We start from the raw sequence: 15,275 nt of genomic DNA, 5'->3' as shown, positions 1-15,275 counted from the left end.
GGCAGCCCCTTCCTGGTCGACGCGAGCGGCTGGGCCGTGGACCTGGTGAAGGGCGCGATGGCCGACGCGTGGGGACGCGAGCCCCTCGAGACCGGGATCGGCGGGAGCATCCCGTTCATCGCCGACCTCGTGCGCGAGTTCCCCGAGGCTCAGATCCTCGTCACCGGTGTGGAGGACCCCGACTCGCGCGCGCACAGCCCCAACGAGTCGCTTCACCTGGGCGTCTTCAAGCGCGCCGCGCAGACCGAGGCGCTGTTCCTGCTCCGCGCCGCCGCTCACCGCGACTGACCACCGGTCGTGGAATACCTGGGTGACCACCCGGGTTGCAGCCGTAGAATCCCGGAAGGCACGACGACCGTTCCGCCCGTCCCCTGAGGAGTGACATGTCAGACACCCTGACCGACCAGACGGCGACCCCCCTCGCCACCCCGCCCAGCGCGGCCCACGGCGTCTCGATGACCCCGACCGCCGCCGCCAAGGTCAAGAGCCTGCTCGAGCAGGAGGGCCGCGACGACCTGCGCCTGCGCGTCGCGGTGCAGCCCGGCGGCTGCTCCGGCCTCATCTACCAGCTCTACTTCGACGAGCGCACCCTCGACGGCGACGCCGCGGTGGAGTTCGAGGGCGTCGGCCTCGTCGTCGACAAGATGAGCGTCCCCTACCTCGACGGCGCCTCGATCGACTTCGAGGACACCATCCAGAAGCAGGGCTTCACCATCGACAACCCCAACGCGGGCGGCAGCTGCGCCTGCGGCGACAGCTTCCACTGACGCCGCGCGGCCCCGGGCCGCAGCGCCTCCGAACGGCGTCCGACAGTCCACCCCGGTGGCCCGTCGGGCGCCGTTCGTCATGACTGCACCACTCGGCCGGGACGTCAAGAGCGGGTCGTCGTGCACCGGGCCGCCGGAGCGGAAGGGTAGGCTGGAGCCGGTCTAATACAGTTTCGTGTGAACTGGTCCCCAGTCTTCCGAAAGGTCACCGGTGCGCTTCAATCGCCGAATCCGCAGATGGGTCGCTGCCCCCGTCGCAGGAGCCCTCGCCCTCGTCCTCGCGGGCTGCACGCAAGAGCAGCTCCAGGGCTGGCTCCCCACCGAACCCGGCACGACGAACCACGTCGACCGCGTCATCGGACTCTGGGTCACCTCCTGGATCGTCCTGCTCGCCGTCGGCGTCGTCACGTGGGGTCTCACCATCTGGGCGGTGGTGGTCTACCGCCGTCGCAAGGGGCAGACCGGCCTGCCGGTCCAGCTGCGCTACAACATGCCGATCGAGATCTTCTACACGATCGTGCCGCTGATCCTCGTGATCGGCTTCTTCGCCTTCACCGCGCGCGACCAGGCCGCTATCGAGCAGCCCTACGACGACCCGGACGAGACCATCCAGGTGTACGGCAAGCAGTGGGCGTGGGACTTCAACTACGTCGACGAGGACGTCTACTCCGCCGGTATCCAGGGCCAGTACCAGGAGGGCGGAGACGCCGCCGGCTCGCTCGTCGAGTCCGAGATCCCCACGCTCTACCTGCCCGTCGGACAGAAGATCAAGATCCAGCTCGACGCGCGCGACGTGATCCACTCCTTCTGGGTCGTCGACTTCCTCTACAAGAAGGACATGATCCCCGGCAAGACGAACTACATGTACGTCACGCCTCTCAAGGAGGGGACTTACGCGGGCAAGTGCGCCGAGCTCTGCGGCGAGTACCACTCCGCGATGCTCTTCAACGTCAAGGTCGTCTCGCAGGGCGAGTACGACGACTACATCCAGTCGCTGCGCGACGCGGGCCAGACCGGTCAGCTCGGCGCCGAGTACAACCGCAATTCGAACCTTCCCGGAACCGGCGCGCCGGCCCGCGAGAACGAGGAGTAAGGGAGCATGAGCACCGCTACGGCACCCCGCCCGACGCGCACCGCCGGCACTCCGCCGGTCCAGCGCAAGGCGAACGTCCTCGTCCGCTGGATGACGTCGACCGACCACAAGGTCATCGGGTACATGTACCTGATCACGTCGTTCATCTACTTCTGCATCGCCGGCGTGATGGCACTCGTCATCCGCGCCCAGCTGTTCGAGCCCGGCCTGAACGTGGTCGAGACGCGCGAGCAGTACAACCAGCTGTTCACGATGCACGGCACGATCATGCTGCTGATGTTCGCGACGCCGCTCTTCGCCGGGTTCGCCAACGTCCTGATGCCGCTGCAGATCGGCGCCCCCGACGTCGCGTTCCCCCGCCTCAACGCCTTCGCGTACTGGCTCTACAGCTTCGGCTCGCTCATCGCGGTCGCCGGATTCGTCACCCCGCAGGGTGCGGCGTCGTTCGGCTGGTTCGCGTACGCGCCACTGTCGAGCACGACGTTCTCGCCAGGGCTCGGCGGCAATCTCTGGGTCTTCGGCCTCGCGCTCTCGGGCTTCGGCACGATCCTCGGCGCGGTGAACTTCATCACGACGATCATCACGATGCGCGCCCCCGGCATGACGATGTTCCGGATGCCGATCTTCACCTGGAACATCCTGGTGACGTCGATCCTCGTGCTGCTCGCGTTCCCGGTGCTCGCCGCCGCGATGTTCGCCCTCGGCGCCGACCGGGTGTTCGACGCCCACATCTACGATGCGGCCAACGGCGGTGTCCTGCTCTGGCAGCACCTGTTCTGGTTCTTCGGCCACCCCGAGGTGTACATCATCGCGCTGCCGTTCTTCGGCATCGTGTCCGAGGTCTTCCCGGTCTTCAGCCGCAAGCCGATCTTCGGCTACAAGACGCTGATCTACGCGACCATCGCGATCGCCGCCCTCTCCGTGACGGTGTGGGCGCACCACATGTACGTCACCGGATCGGTCCTGCTGCCGTTCTTCTCGCTGATGACCATGCTCATCGCGGTTCCGACCGGCGTGAAGATCTTCAACTGGGTCGGCACCATGTGGCGCGGATCGGTGACCTTCGAGACCCCGATGATCTGGGCGATCGGCTTCCTGATCACCTTCACCTTCGGTGGACTCACCGGCGTGATCCTCGCGTCGCCCCCGCTCGACTTCCACGTCTCGGACTCGTACTTCGTGGTGGCGCACTTCCACTACGTCGTGTTCGGAACCGTCGTCTTCGCGATGTTCTCGGGCTTCTACTTCTGGTGGCCCAAGTGGACCGGCAAGATGCTGAACGAGACGCTGGGCAAGTGGCACTTCTGGCTGCTGTTCATCGGCTTCCACACCACCTTCCTCATCCAGCACTGGCTGGGCGTCGTCGGCATGCCGCGCCGCTACGCCAGCTACCTCCCCGAGGACGGCTTCACCTGGATGAACCAGGTGTCGACGGTCGGAGCGATGATCCTCGCGGTGTCGCTGATCCCGTTCTTCCTGAACGTGTACATCACGGCCCGCAAGGCGCCCAAGGTGACGGTGAACGACCCGTGGGGCTTCTCCCGGTCGCTCGAGTGGGCCACGTCGTGCCCGCCGCCCCGCCACAACTTCACCTCGATCCCGCGCATCCGAAGCGAGGCCCCGGCGTTCGACCTCAACCACCCCGAGGCCGGCATCCCCGTCGGAATCGGTCCGGCGAAGGACGCTCCGGACGCCCCCACGTACGACAAGTCCGAAGGCACGGTGAAGTAGGGCCATGCGCGCCAACGTCAATCTTTTCTGGCTCCTCGCGGGTTTCTTCCTCCTCGCCGACATCACGTACATCGTGTGGTCGCTGCTCGACACGGGCCAGGTGGAGTGGGTCGGTACCGTCGGCATCGGCCTCTCGGCCGTGCTGGGCGCGTTCATCGCGTTCTACGTCGGCCGCGTCCACAAGGCGCAGGGCGCCGAGCTCCCCGAGGACCGCCTCGATGCGGACATCGATGACGGAGACCCCGAGCTGGGCTTCTTCAGCCCGTGGAGCTGGTGGCCGCTGATCCTGGGCGGTTCCGCGGCCCTCGGATTCCTCGGCCTGGCCGTGGGGTTCTGGATCACCTACATCGCCGTCGGGCTCTTCCTGGTCGCCATCGCCGGCTGGGTGTACGAGTACTACCGCGGATACTTCGCCCGCTAGGGCGCATCGCACGGCCGAGGGCCGGGTGCACGAGGGCTTCGGCTCCGTGCACCCGGCCCTTCCGCTTATCCAGGAGGAAGCGACGCGCGGTCGGGGCCCAGTCGGCTCGGCCGTTCGGCTTCATGCAGGGGCGTCACTCGCCGATCGGTGGGGGATCGAGCCTCCCGGAGATGGCCGGGACCTCCCGGTGAGGGCCGGGACCACTCAGTGAGGGATGACGAGCTGAGCGGGATCTCTCTTGGTGTCCTGCTGGCAGGACACAGAGGCGTTCCGCTCGGAGGCGCACGTTTGGGAACATCCCGACGGCCCGCGACGCGGAAGCTCGTAGGGGAGCGCAGCGAGCGGCGCCGAGCAGGAGCGCCGGGCAGCGTCATCACCCATACGGGCTGCGCTGCGACGGCTCCTGCTCCGGCCACGGGTGAGCGGGCTACGCCTGTGGCGGCTCTCCTGTGCGCCTGTCGGCGTGCCGACGGCGGTGGCGCGCTACGGATCGCGGATACTGCTGCGCCTGCGGCTGTACTGGGGCTGCTGCGCCTGTTCTGGCGCCTGCGCCGCCCTGCGGGCCTCTTGCACACCGTTCTGAACCCAGTGGAGCCTGCACCCCGACGGAACCGCGCGCGCCCCTGCAGCTCGTGGAGCTCCTCGGTACTTGCTAACGGGTTGTGTGCCGGTCGGCGCGACGACAGGGAGCCTGAGACGCCGCTGCAGCGACGGGCGTCGATGCCCGGAGGTCGCCTCCTCTGTCTCACCGGCGAGCGTCGCCGTCGCCGACCACAGAGGGATCGACCGTGAGTGGGGGAGGGCAGTCCTGACAGGCCTGCTGGGGATGGGTGCCCTCGAACTAATCCGGAGCGTCTCGACGTGTACGGGGACCGGGGACCTCACCGGACGACGACACTGCGAGCACGCAGAGGGGCCGGATCACTCCATGATCGGACGGGGGCGGACGTCTCCAGTTCGGCAGTGAGATGGCGTCTCGTGATCCAAGGAGCGGAGGTCTCGGGGTCCGGAGGATCGCCCCACGTTCCTGCCGGCCTGTCGCCGACGAGGCGCTGTGATCCGGTCTCACCGCCTCTCGGTCCACCGCGGACCTCCACCGCGCCGGAGGACAGGCGCCGCCCCGCTGCGGGAACGACGAAGGGCCCGGACGAATGAACGTCCGGGCCCTTCGGGGGAGGATCAGTGCTCGCTGTGCGAGCTCTCGAGCTCCTTCTGGGTGACGGGGGTGATCCGGTCCTCGAAGAACCAGCGGGAGAGGCCGGCGCGGACGCGCTGCGGGGCGGTGATGCGGCCACGCGAGTCCGGACGGATCATCAGGGGCTCGTATTCGTCCTGACCGACGAGCTTCCAGCGCTCGTACTCGTCGAGCTGCTGGTGCACCTCGATGAACTCGCCGCCGGGGAGGCGGACGATGCGTCCCGACTCGAAGCCGTGCAGCGCGATCTCGCGGTCCTTCTTCTGCAGCGCCAGGCAGATGCGCTTGGTGATGAAGTACGCGATGAACGGACCCGCGATGAGCAGGAACTGCAGGCTGTGGATCACGCCCTCCATCGTGAGGTGGAAGTGCGTCGCGATGAGGTCGGACGACGCGGCGGCCCAGAGGACGGCGTAGAAGCTGACTCCGGCGGCGCCGATCGCGGTGCGGGTCGCGGCGTTGCGCGGGCGGTCGAGCAGGTGGTGCTCGCGCTTGTCACCGGTGATCCACGCCTCGAGGAACGGGTAGAGCATGACCACGGCGATGAACAGTCCGAGACCGACGAGCGGGATCAGGATGTTGAACGACAGGGTTCCGATGCCCGGGATGGCCCACTCGAGTCCCGGCGGGACGAGGCGCAGGGCGCCGTCGGCGAACCCGATGTACCAGTCGGGCTGGGTTCCCGCGGAGACGGGCGAGGGGTCGTACGGGCCGTAGTTCCAGATCGGGTTGATCGTGAACAGCGAGGCGATGAGGACGACGACGCCGAAGACGATGAAGAAGAATCCACCGGCCTTCGCGGCGTAGACCGGCAGCACCGGGTAGCCGACGACGTTCTGCTCGGTCTTGCCCGCACCGGGGAACTGGGTGTGCTTGTGGACGACCACGAACACGAGGTGGAGGGCGATGAACGCGAGCACCAGCGCCGGCAGCAGCAGGATGTGCAGCGTGTAGAGGCGGCCGACGATGTCGGTGCCCGGGAACTCGCCGCCGAAGAGCAGGAACGAGATCCAGGTGCCGACGATCGGGATGCCCTTGACCATGCCGTCGATGATGCGGAGGCCATTGCCAGAGAGCAGGTCGTCGGGGAGCGAGTAGCCGGTGAAGCCCTCGGCCATCGCGAGGATGAAGAGGACGAAGCCGATGACCCAGTTGAGCTCGCGGGGCTTGCGGAACGCACCGGTGAAGAAGATGCGCAGCATGTGCAGGCCGATCGAGGCCACGAACAGCAGCGCCGCCCAGTGGTGGATCTGCCGCATCAGCAGGCCGCCGCGGATGTCGAAGGAGATGTCGAGCGAGGACGACATCGCCGCCGACATCTCGATGCCCTTGAGGGGCAGATAGCTGCCCTCGTAGTGCGTCTCGACCATCGAGGCCTGGAAGAAGAAGGTGAGGAACGTGCCCGACAGCAGGATGATGACGAAGCTGTAGAGCGCGACCTCGCCGAGGAGGAAGGACCAGTGGTCGGGGAAGATCTTGCGACCGAACTCCTTGACGACCGCGGAGATGCTCGTGCGCTCGTCGATGTAGTTCGACGCCGCTCCGACGTACCCCTTCTGGAACTTGCCGGATCCGAGGATGACGCCGTCCTCGGGCTCCGCGGGGGAGCTGGAGGGGCGTGAGGGGGTGGTGGTGGACATGTGAGTCATCGCTCCCAGAAGGACGGTCCGACGGGCTCCGTGAAGTCGCTTCTGGCGACCAGGTAACCCTCGGCGTCGACGGTGATGGGGAGCTGCGGAAGCGGACGCTTCGCCGGGCCGAAGATGACGGCGGCCTCGCGCGTGATGTCGAATTGCGACTGGTGGCACGGGCACAGCAGGTGGTGGGTCTGCTGCTCGTACAGCGCCACAGGGCAGCCGACGTGCGTGCAGATCTTGGAGTAGGCGACGATTCCGTCGTAGTTCCAGGTCTCGCGACCCTCACTGACGATGAGGTCCTCCGGCTTCAGGCGCATCAGGAGGACGGCGGCCTTGGCCTTCTCCTCCAGCTTGCCCTCGGCGTCGTTGAGGCCCTCGGGGATGACGTGGAAGGCGGATCCGAGGGTGACGTCCGATGCGAGGATCGGCGCTCCCGACGGGTCCAGGGTGAGCCTCGTGCCCTCTTCCCACAGGGTGGTCTTGAGGAGGGCGACGGGGTTCTGGTCCTGCGGGCCGAGGCCCCGGAACAGGATCACGGCGGGCAGGGGGAACACGACGAGGGAGGCGATCAGGCTGTTCCGGACGAGGGAGCGGCGGCCGAAGCCGGACTCCTTGTCGGACTGGTCGAAGATCTCGAGCGCACGGGCGCGGGTGGGCTCCGCGCTGCGGACGGGGTGGCGGATGTCGATGCCCTCGTGGTCCGACATCAGCTGCTTGCCCCAGTGGACGGCGGCGATGCCGATGCCCAGGAGCGCGAGGGACATGCCCAGGCCGATGAACAGCGTGTTCAGCCGGACCGACGCGACGTCCTCGGTGATCGGGAACGCCATGTAGGCGGCTACCGCGAAGATCGAGCCCGCGAAGGAGAGGTAGAAGAGCGTGTACACCGTGCGCTCGGCACGCTTCTCGACCTTGGGGTCGAGGTCGGTCATCCGGGGGCGGTGCGGCGGGAGGCCCGGGTCCTGAACGCGGTCCCGCGTCACGACCGCGGTGCCGGCCGGAGCCGTTCCGTGCCCGGTGGCCGACGAGGTGGCGAGGTCCGTGCCACCCTCATCGTGCTCTGCCATGGTTCTCCTTTTCACGCCGTGTCGGCACCAGTCGGTGCCGTGGGTCAGTCGCGCCCGTCAGGGCGCTGCAGTCGTCTAGTTGGATCGGGCGGTGATCCACACCGTCAGGGCCACGATCGCGCCGAGGCCGAAGATCCAGAGGAACAGGCCCTCCGCGACCGGCCCGAGGGAGCCGAGCGCGAATCCGCCCGGGGACGGGTTGGCCTCGATGTACTTGAGGTACGAGATGATGTCGCGCTTGTCCTCGGGCGAGATGTTCAGATCGTTGAAGACCGGCATGTTCTGCGGGCCGGTGACCATCGCCTCGTAGATGTGCGCCTCGGTCACGCCGCCCAGCGGGGGAGCGAACTTGCCCTCGGTGAGCGCGCCGCCGGCCCCGGCGACGTTGTGGCACATGGCGCAGTTGATGCGGAACAGCTCGGCGCCGTTCGCCGCGTCGCCCTGTCCGTCGAGGACCTCGCCCTCGGGGATCGCGGGGCCGGGGGCCAGCGACGCGACGTAGGCGGCGAGCTCGCCGACCTGCTCGTCGGTGAACTGCACCGGCTTCTCGAGCGCCTGGGGGCCGTGCATCTGCATCGGCATGCGGCCGGTGCCGACCTGGAAGTCGACCGACGCCGCGCCCACTCCGATGAGGGAGGGAGCGTTGTCGGTGCCCGCGGCGTCGAGGCCGTGGCAGGTGGCGCAGTTCGCGGCGAAGAGCTTCGAGCCCTCGTCGATCGTCTGCTGGCTGGTGGACGACGTCTCCGCGGAGGCGGACGTCGCGACGCCGACCGCGGCGTAGGTCCCGCCGGTGAGCCCGAGGCCGATGGCGATCAGGGCCAGGGTGGCGAGCGGGTGGCGGCGACCCTTCTTGGCTCGGCTCTTCGTCTTCGGGGAGGCCATCGAGGCGTCCTTCCTGCGGGGGTCGGGAGTGGAGTGGGGCATCGGCGGGCGCGTCACTTGAGGAAGTAGATGACGGCGAACAGGCCGACCCAGACGACGTCGACGAAGTGCCAGTAGTACGAGACGACGATGGCGCTCGTCGCCTCCTTGTGGCCGAAGTTCTTGACCGCGAAGCCGCGGCCGATGACGAGGAGGAACGCGATGAGGCCGCCGGTGACGTGCAGGGCGTGGAAGCCGGTCGTCAGGTAGAAGGCGGAGCCGTAGGCGTTGCTGGAGAGCGTGACGCCCTCGGAGACGAGGGTCGCGTACTCGAGCACCTGGCCGGAGACGAAGACCGCGCCCAGGGCGTAGGTGAGGAAGAACCACTCGACCATGCCCCACTTGAACGGGCTGAGGCCCGTCGCACGCGGCTGCAGCCGCTCGGCGGCGAACACGCCGAACTGGCAGCTGAACGACGAGGCCACGAGGATCACCGTGTTCACGCCCGCGTAAGGGACGTTGAGGATCTGGGTCTCGGCGCCCCAGAGCTCGGGGGAGGTGCTGCGCAGGGTGAAGTAGATCGCGAAGAGGCCGGCGAAGAACATGACCTCGCTGCCCAGCCAGACGATCGTTCCGACCGCGACCGGGTTGGGTCGGTTCACTACGGGCGCGGTGGCCGTGGGGGAGAGAGAGGTGCTCGTCACACAGACCATTATGGCCGATGGCAGGGGAGGGAAGTCGCACTAGCCGGGAGGCGATCCTCGTCGCATAATCTGGGAGCCATGTCGGAAACCCTGTCCTGGCCGCACGTTCTCAGCGCACTCCTCGAGTCCTCCGATCTGAGCGTCTCCGAGGCGACGTGGGCCATGGAGCAGGTGATGGAGGGCGCGGCGACTCCGGCGCAGCTCGCCGGACTGCTGGTGGCCCTCCGGGCGAAGGGCGAGACCGTCGACGAGATCGTCGGCTTCCGCGACGCGATCCTCGACCACGCGGTGCCGCTGGACGTGGACCCGATGGCCCTCGACATCGTCGGGACCGGCGGGGACCGCTTCGGGACCGTCAACATCTCCTCCACCGCGTCGATCATCGCGGCCGCGGCCGGCACGCCCGTCGTGAAGCACGGGAACAAGGCCGCGTCCTCCTCCTCCGGCTCCTCCGACGTGCTCGCGGCACTCGGGGTCGACCTCTCCCTCTCTCCCGAGCGGGTGGCCGAGGTGTTCCGGCGGACGGGGATCGCCTTCGTCTTCGCGTCCCTCTTCCACCCCGGCTTCCGGCACGCCGGTCCGGTGCGCGCCGAGCTGGGCGTGCCGACGGTGTTCAACTTCCTCGGCCCGCTCTGCAATCCGGCGCGTCCCGAGGCCTCGGCGGTCGGAGTGGCGCACCTCGACCGGGTGCCGCTGGTCGTCGGCGTGTTCCGGACGCGCGGGGCGACGGCTCTGGTGTTCCGCGGGGACGACGGCCTCGACGAGCTCACCACCACGGGTCACAGCCACATCTGGGAGGTGTCGCGCGGCTCCGTGGTCGAGCACGACCTCGACCCGCGCGACCTGGGCCTGCCCCGCGCGCGGATCGACGAGCTGCGCGGCCGCGACGCCGCCTACAACGCGAGCGTGGTGCGCTCGGTGCTCGCGGGAGACGGCGGCCCCGTCCGCGACATCGTCCTTCTGAACGCGGCCGCGGGCCTCGCGGCGTTCGACCTGGCGCGCGACCCGGACCTGGTGCGCACGCCCGTCCTGGAGCGCCTGCGGACGTCGATGGACCGCGCGGCGGAGGCCGTCGACTCCGGGGCCGCCACGGCCAAGCTCGAGGAGTGGGTCCGCGAGACGCAGCGCGCCGTCGTCCCGCTGCCGTAGGCGCGAGCGCAGGGCGTAACGTGGGGCTGCTGTCCGCGACGGTGCGGGCGGCGATCCACCACGCGCCGGATCGCCCGCAGGTCACGGGACGCCCGAGTGGTGGCCCGATCCTGGAGGAGACCTCGATGAAGAAGCTCATCAACGACCCGAAGAACGTCGTCACGGAGTCGGTGGCCGGCTTCGGCCTGGCGCACGCCGACCTGGTCCGGGTGGTGTCGGATCCCCTGTTCGTGGTGCGGGCCGACGCGCCCCGCTCGGGCAAGGTGGGCATCGTCAGCGGAGGCGGCAGCGGGCACGAGCCGCTGCACGCGGGCTTCGTCGGATTCGGGATGCTGGACGCCGCCGTCCCCGGTCCCGTCTTCACCTCGCCCACGCCCGACCCGATCGTCGCGGCCACGCAGGCCGTCGACGGCGGTGCGGGTGTGCTGCACATCGTGAAGAACTACACGGGCGACGTCCTGAACTTCGAGACCGCGGCCGACCTCGCCGGCGCCGAGGGGATCGAGGTGCGCAGCGTGATCGTCGACGACGACGTCGCGGTGAAGGACTCGCTCTACACCGCGGGCCGCCGCGGCGTGGCCGGCACCGTGCTGGTCGAGCGGATCGCGGGCGCCGCGGCCGAGCGGGGCGACTCCCTCGACGAGGTCGCGACGATCGCCGAGACGGTGATCGCGAACGTGCGCTCGATGGGCGTCGCCCTCACGCCGTGCATCGTCCCGCACGCGGGCGAGCCGAGCTTCGAGCTGGGCGAGGACGAGATCGAGATCGGCATCGGCATCCACGGCGAGCCCGGCCGGGAGAAGATCGCGCTGGAGCCGGCCGACCGCATCGTCGACCGGATCCTCGGTCCGATCCTGGAGGACCTGCCGTTCTCCTCCGGGGACGAGGTGCTGCTCCTGGTGAACGGCATGGGCGGCACGCCGCAGATCGAGCTGTACCTCGCCTACCGCCGGGCAGCCGAGGCGCTGGCCGAGAAGGGGATCTCCGTCGCACGCAGCCTCGTCGGCAACTACACGACGTCGCTCGAGATGCAGGGCTTCTCGCTCACCGTCCTCAAGCTCGACGACGCCCTGACCGAGCTGTGGGACTCCCCGGTGCAGACCGCGGCGCTGCGGTGGGGACGCTGAGCGCCCGCGCGCACACCATGACCGGAACGACAGCCGCAGGAGCGGCCCACGAGGAGGAGACGACCATGCAGGACGCACAGGGAGCCGGGCTCGACGCGGCGTGGGCGACGGCGTGGATCCGCCGCGCCGCCGAGTCGATCGCGGAGCACCGGGTCGAGCTGATCACGCTCGACCGGGCGATCGGCGACGGGGACCACGGCGAGAACATGGACCGCGGCTTCCAGGCCGTGGTCGCGAAGCTGGATGCGGCGCCGGAGCAGGGGGTCCCGGCGGACGTGCTCAAGCTGGTCGCGACGACGCTCATCTCCACCGTCGGCGGCGCCTCGGGCCCGCTGTTCGGCACGGCGTTCCTGAAGGCCTCCGCCGCGGTCGCGGGCGAGGACGCGCTCGAGGGCGCTGACGTCGCAGCTCTCCTGGCCGCGGCGAGGGACGGCATCGTGCTCCGCGGCAAGGCCGAGGTGGGCGACAAGACGATGGTGGACGCGTGGACGCCGGCGGTCGACGCGGCCGCGGCCGCCGCCGAGGAGGGAGCGGCTCCGGCCGACGTCCTCGCCGCGGCGGCGGAGGCGGCGCAGAAGGGAGCGGAGTCGACGGACCCGCTGGTCGCCCGCAAGGGACGCGCCAGCTACCTCGGCGAGCGCGCCATCGGGCACCGAGATCCCGGCAGCGTGTCGACCGTTCTCCTGCTCCGCGCAGCAGCCGAGGCGGCGGCGTGAGCGTCGGGCTGGTCCTGGTCTCGCACAGCGCGCAGCTGGCGGAGGGGCTGGTCGAGCTCGCGGAGCAGATGGCGGCCTCGGTCGCGCTGGTCGCCGCGGGCGGAACGGACGACGGCGGCATCGGCACCAGCTTCGACCGCATCACGGCGGCCCTGGCGGAAGCGGACTCCGGCGAGGGGGTCGTCGTCCTCTGCGACCTCGGCTCGGCGATCATGACGGCGGAGACCGCGGTCGAGTTCCTCGACGACGACGCGCGCGCCCGGGTCCGGATCGCCGACGCCCCGCTGGTGGAGGGGGCGGTCGCGGCCGCCGTCGCCGCGGGCACGGGGGCGTCGCTGGACGAGGTGCTCGCCGCCGCGGAGTCGGCCCGGGGCGAGGCGCTCGCTGCTCCCGCCGAGGAGGCCTCGCCCGGTGACGAGCGCGTGCAGCGCCGCGTCCGCCTCATCAACCCGAACGGCCTGCACGCCCGTCCCGCGGCCGACTTCGTGACGCTCGCCGCCACCTTCGACGCCCGGATCGACGCGAACGGCAAGGACGCCACCAGCCTGCTCGGCGTGATGTCGCTGGGGCTCGACCGCGGGGACGAGGTCGTCCTCTCGGCGTCGGGGCCGCAGGCCCAGGAGGCGGTCGGCCGGCTCGGCGATCTGGTCGAGTCGGGCTTCGGCGAGGTGTAGCGCGCCGTCGACCGGTCCAGGGACCGCGGAGGCGCCTCCTCCTACGCTGAGCGCATGGCCCTCCGCGGAACCCGACCCCCGTCCGTCCTGCTCCGCCGACTCGTCACCGTCCCGCGCGTCGTGCGCCGGGCGGACGCTCGTGCGGCCCGGCGGCTGAACGCCCGTCGCCCGTCGCCCGTCGTCGACGGGGCGCTCACGGGGCTCTCCCGGGCCGCGGACCACGGAGTCCTCTGGGCCGGCGTCGGCGTCCTGCTGCTCCTGGCGGGCCGTCCCCGCGAGGCTCTGCGGGGGACCGCCTCGCTCGCCGCGGCCAGCGCGCTCGCGAACCTGGTCGGCAAGCGCGTGTTCGGCGGCGACCGGCCGCTCCTCGTCGACGTCCCGGTCGGCCGGCGCCTGGCGACGGTGCCGACGTCGGCGTCCTTCCCCTCGGGGCACGCGGCGAGCGCCGCTGCCTTCGCCGCCGGGGTCGCGCTCGAGTCGCCCCGAGTGGGGGCGGCGGTCGCCCCGCTCGCCGCCGCCGTGGCCTTCTCCCGCCTGCACGTCGGCGTCCACTGGCTCTCGGACGTCCTCGGCGGCGCGGCGCTCGGCGCGGCGGTCGCGGTCGTCGGCCGAGCCGTCCTGCCGGCCGAGCCGCGCCACGTGCCCGTCTCGGAGCGCGCGACCCGACCCCCCGTCGACCGCAGCCCGCTGGGGGACGGCGCCGCCCTCCTCGTGGTCCTCAACCCCGGCGCGGGCCGGGACTCGCACCGCCCCGATCCCGAGCCGCTGGTCCGGGCCCGGTTCCCGAAGGCGCGCGTGCACCGGCTGACCGAGGGGGAGGACCTCGCCGACGTGGTGCGCGAGGCGCGCTCGGGGGACTCTCCGCCCCGGGTGCTCGGGATCTACGGCGGGGACGGGACCATATCGGTCGGTGCCGCTCTCGCCCGCGCCGAGGGGATGACGCTGCTCGTGCTGCCGGGCGGGACCATGAACCACTTCGCGAAGGCGCTGGGCCTGCTCACCGTCCAGGACGCGCTCGACGCGGCGACGATCGGCGAGCGCCGCGACGTCGACGTGGCCGAGGTCGTCGCGGACGGGGGAGACCCGGTCACGGTGCTCAACACGGTCTCGATCGGCGTCTACCCGGAGTTCGTCGCGGCCCGCGAGAAGCGCGAGAAGCGGATCGGGAAGCCGCTCGCCGCCGTGATCGCGGCCCTCTCGGTCGTGCGGCGCACCGATCCGTTCGAGCTCCGGCGCGACGGGCGCACGCAGCTCGTCTGGTCGTACTTCGTCGGGGTGAATCAGGAGCACCCGCGCACGGCCGCCCCGCTCGCCCGGCGTCGGCTCGACGACGGCCACCTCGACGTGCGCATCCTGCACTCAGGACGGACTCCGCGCACCCGGGGAGCGTTCTCGCTCCTGCTCGGCCGTACGGCGACCCCGGTGGTCGGCCGTGTGCCCGGCTGGCGGACACCGGTGGTGGAGTCGTTCTCGACGCCGGAGATCACCGTCGGCGCGCGCCGGCCCGCGGGGGACGACCCCGAGTGGGCGCACGACGGCGAGACCGAGCGCTTCGACGGCTCCCGCGACGGATTCGACGAGGCCGTGGTGCGGATCGTGCCGCTGGGCCTGCGGGTCTACGCGACCGCCGACTAGGGGGCGGTGCCGGCCCGGTCCCCGCCGTCCGGATCCGCCAGCAGCTCGGCCAGCGCGTCGAGGGCGGCGACCTGCCCGGCCACCACCAGCGAGCGGGCCTCGTCGAGCGGGTGCCACCGGGCGTCCTCCAGCTCGGGGAAGCTGCGCAGCACGCCGGAGCCCCGCGGCCACTCCAGCTCGAAGGTGTTGCTCGCGACGAAGGCGGTGTCCGCGTGTCCGCGCCCGGCGAAGACCGTGACGGTCTTGGCCGCGCTCTGCCGGAACGCGCCGAGGAGGGTCAGCTCCCCGACGGGCGGAGGAGCGCCGGTCTCCTCCTCGAATTCTCGGCGCGCGGCGTCCAGCGGCGTCTCGTCGCCCGTGCGCACGCCCTTGGGGATCGTCCACGCGCGGGGGCGCCGGGTCCAGAAGGGGCCGCCCATCCGCCCGAGGAACACCTCGGTGCCGGAGGGGCCCTCGCGGTGCAGCAGGATCCCCGCGCTCGTCACCGCGGCCATCGCG

The 15,275-nt window shown here is 70.5% G+C and carries 14 protein-coding genes and 1 pseudogene; 10 read left to right on the top strand and 5 right to left on the bottom strand.

Translation table 11 applies throughout. The features are described from left to right. The 5 genes and pseudogenes from C5D36_RS15315 to C5D36_RS15295 form a co-directional block, all read left to right on the top strand. Window positions 1–288: pseudogene (locus C5D36_RS15315) on the top strand (dipeptidase); the annotation flags it as partial. Between the two features lie 95 nt (window positions 289–383). Then, the gene (gene erpA, locus C5D36_RS15310) at window positions 384–767 is read left to right on the top strand and encodes an iron-sulfur cluster insertion protein ErpA (RefSeq protein ID WP_104224654.1); all 384 of its coding nucleotides are present in this window, start codon (window positions 384–386) and stop codon (window positions 765–767) included. A gap of 211 nt (window positions 768–978) precedes the next feature. Continuing rightward, window positions 979–1,860, top strand: coding sequence for a cytochrome c oxidase subunit II (coxB, locus tag C5D36_RS15305; RefSeq protein WP_104224653.1), 882 nt, complete (start codon window positions 979–981; stop codon window positions 1,858–1,860). A gap of 6 nt (window positions 1,861–1,866) precedes the next feature. Next, the gene (ctaD, locus tag C5D36_RS15300) at window positions 1,867–3,591 is read left to right on the top strand and encodes a cytochrome c oxidase subunit I (RefSeq protein ID WP_104224652.1); all 1,725 of its coding nucleotides are present in this window, start codon (window positions 1,867–1,869) and stop codon (window positions 3,589–3,591) included. Between the two features lie 4 nt (window positions 3,592–3,595). Then, window positions 3,596–4,012 carry a cytochrome c oxidase subunit 4 gene (locus C5D36_RS15295; protein ID WP_104224651.1) on the top strand — a complete coding sequence of 139 codons (417 nt, stop codon included), beginning with the start codon at window positions 3,596–3,598 and terminating at the stop codon, window positions 4,010–4,012. A 1,179-nt stretch (window positions 4,013–5,191) separates the two neighbouring features. Here C5D36_RS15295 and C5D36_RS15290 read toward each other — a convergent pair. The 4 genes from C5D36_RS15290 to C5D36_RS15275 all read right to left on the bottom strand — a co-directional run bounded on the left by C5D36_RS15290 (window position 5,192) and on the right by C5D36_RS15275 (window position 9,485). After that, window positions 5,192–6,847: a ubiquinol-cytochrome c reductase cytochrome b subunit gene (locus C5D36_RS15290; RefSeq protein ID WP_104224650.1), complete on the bottom strand. Its 1,656-nt coding sequence runs from the start codon at window positions 6,845–6,847 to the stop codon at window positions 5,192–5,194. A gap of 5 nt (window positions 6,848–6,852) precedes the next feature. Then, on the bottom strand, window positions 6,853–7,911 hold the full coding sequence (locus C5D36_RS15285; RefSeq protein ID WP_104225358.1) for a ubiquinol-cytochrome c reductase iron-sulfur subunit: 1,059 nt from the start codon (window positions 7,909–7,911) through the stop codon (window positions 6,853–6,855). 75 nt (window positions 7,912–7,986) lie between these two features. Next, window positions 7,987–8,793: a c-type cytochrome gene (locus C5D36_RS15280; RefSeq protein WP_104224648.1), complete on the bottom strand. Its 807-nt coding sequence runs from the start codon at window positions 8,791–8,793 to the stop codon at window positions 7,987–7,989. Between the two features lie 53 nt (window positions 8,794–8,846). Next, complete coding sequence (locus C5D36_RS15275) at window positions 8,847–9,485, bottom strand: heme-copper oxidase subunit III (RefSeq protein ID WP_104224647.1); 639 nt, start codon at window positions 9,483–9,485, stop codon at window positions 8,847–8,849. Between the two features lie 69 nt (window positions 9,486–9,554). On the opposite strand from C5D36_RS15275, the gene trpD reads away from it, so the two are divergent. The 5 genes from trpD (at window position 9,555) to C5D36_RS15250 (ending at window position 14,777) form a co-directional block, all read left to right on the top strand. Further along, entirely contained in the window at window positions 9,555–10,625 is a 1,071-nt protein-coding gene (gene trpD, locus C5D36_RS15270) for an anthranilate phosphoribosyltransferase (protein ID WP_104225357.1), read from the top strand. A 125-nt stretch (window positions 10,626–10,750) separates the two neighbouring features. Then, window positions 10,751–11,752, top strand: a complete 1,002-nt coding sequence (dhaK, locus tag C5D36_RS15265; protein WP_104256174.1) for a dihydroxyacetone kinase subunit DhaK — start codon at window positions 10,751–10,753, stop codon at window positions 11,750–11,752. A gap of 65 nt (window positions 11,753–11,817) precedes the next feature. Next, a complete protein-coding gene (dhaL, locus tag C5D36_RS15260) occupies window positions 11,818–12,468 on the top strand; it encodes a dihydroxyacetone kinase subunit DhaL (RefSeq protein WP_104296188.1) in 651 nt (216 codons plus the stop codon). Next, window positions 12,465–13,142 (top strand): dihydroxyacetone kinase phosphoryl donor subunit DhaM, encoded by a 678-nt coding sequence (dhaM, locus tag C5D36_RS15255; protein WP_104296187.1) that lies wholly within the window; start codon window positions 12,465–12,467, stop codon window positions 13,140–13,142. Before dhaL ends, dhaM begins: the two co-directional genes overlap by 4 nt. A gap of 54 nt (window positions 13,143–13,196) precedes the next feature. Continuing rightward, window positions 13,197–14,777, top strand: coding sequence for a bifunctional phosphatase PAP2/diacylglycerol kinase family protein (locus C5D36_RS15250; protein WP_104296186.1), 1,581 nt, complete (start codon window positions 13,197–13,199; stop codon window positions 14,775–14,777). Here the strand turns inward: C5D36_RS15250 and C5D36_RS15245 are convergent. Beyond that, window positions 14,774–15,271: an NUDIX domain-containing protein gene (locus C5D36_RS15245; RefSeq protein WP_104296185.1), complete on the bottom strand. Its 498-nt coding sequence runs from the start codon at window positions 15,269–15,271 to the stop codon at window positions 14,774–14,776. The genes C5D36_RS15250 and C5D36_RS15245 overlap by 4 nt on opposite strands. Window positions 15,272–15,275: the final 4 nt, after the last annotated feature.

It is taken from the genome of Rathayibacter sp. AY1C6, assembly GCF_002931535.1.
In the GTDB taxonomy this organism is placed as follows: domain Bacteria; phylum Actinomycetota; class Actinomycetes; order Actinomycetales; family Microbacteriaceae; genus Rathayibacter.
Note: the sequence above shows the minus strand (reverse complement) of the source record. Positions and strands in the feature narration are given on the sequence as shown.

Coding starts and splice junctions, on each gene's coding strand:
- dhaL (WP_104296188.1), top strand. CDS start 11,818: ATGCAGGACGCACAGGGAGCCGGGCTCGACGCGGCGTGGGCGACGGCG.
- C5D36_RS15295 (WP_104224651.1), top strand. CDS start 3,596: ATGCGCGCCAACGTCAATCTTTTCTGGCTCCTCGCGGGTTTCTTCCTC.
- dhaK (WP_104256174.1), top strand. CDS start 10,751: ATGAAGAAGCTCATCAACGACCCGAAGAACGTCGTCACGGAGTCGGTG.
- C5D36_RS15290 (WP_104224650.1), bottom strand. CDS start 6,847: ATGTCCACCACCACCCCCTCACGCCCCTCCAGCTCCCCCGCGGAGCCC.
- C5D36_RS15245 (WP_104296185.1), bottom strand. CDS start 15,271: ATGGCCGCGGTGACGAGCGCGGGGATCCTGCTGCACCGCGAGGGCCCC.
- C5D36_RS15275 (WP_104224647.1), bottom strand. CDS start 9,485: ATGGTCTGTGTGACGAGCACCTCTCTCTCCCCCACGGCCACCGCGCCC.
- C5D36_RS15250 (WP_104296186.1), top strand. CDS start 13,197: ATGGCCCTCCGCGGAACCCGACCCCCGTCCGTCCTGCTCCGCCGACTC.
- ctaD (WP_104224652.1), top strand. CDS start 1,867: ATGAGCACCGCTACGGCACCCCGCCCGACGCGCACCGCCGGCACTCCG.
- C5D36_RS15285 (WP_104225358.1), bottom strand. CDS start 7,911: ATGGCAGAGCACGATGAGGGTGGCACGGACCTCGCCACCTCGTCGGCC.
- trpD (WP_104225357.1), top strand. CDS start 9,555: ATGTCGGAAACCCTGTCCTGGCCGCACGTTCTCAGCGCACTCCTCGAG.
- erpA (WP_104224654.1), top strand. CDS start 384: ATGTCAGACACCCTGACCGACCAGACGGCGACCCCCCTCGCCACCCCG.
- C5D36_RS15280 (WP_104224648.1), bottom strand. CDS start 8,793: ATGGCCTCCCCGAAGACGAAGAGCCGAGCCAAGAAGGGTCGCCGCCAC.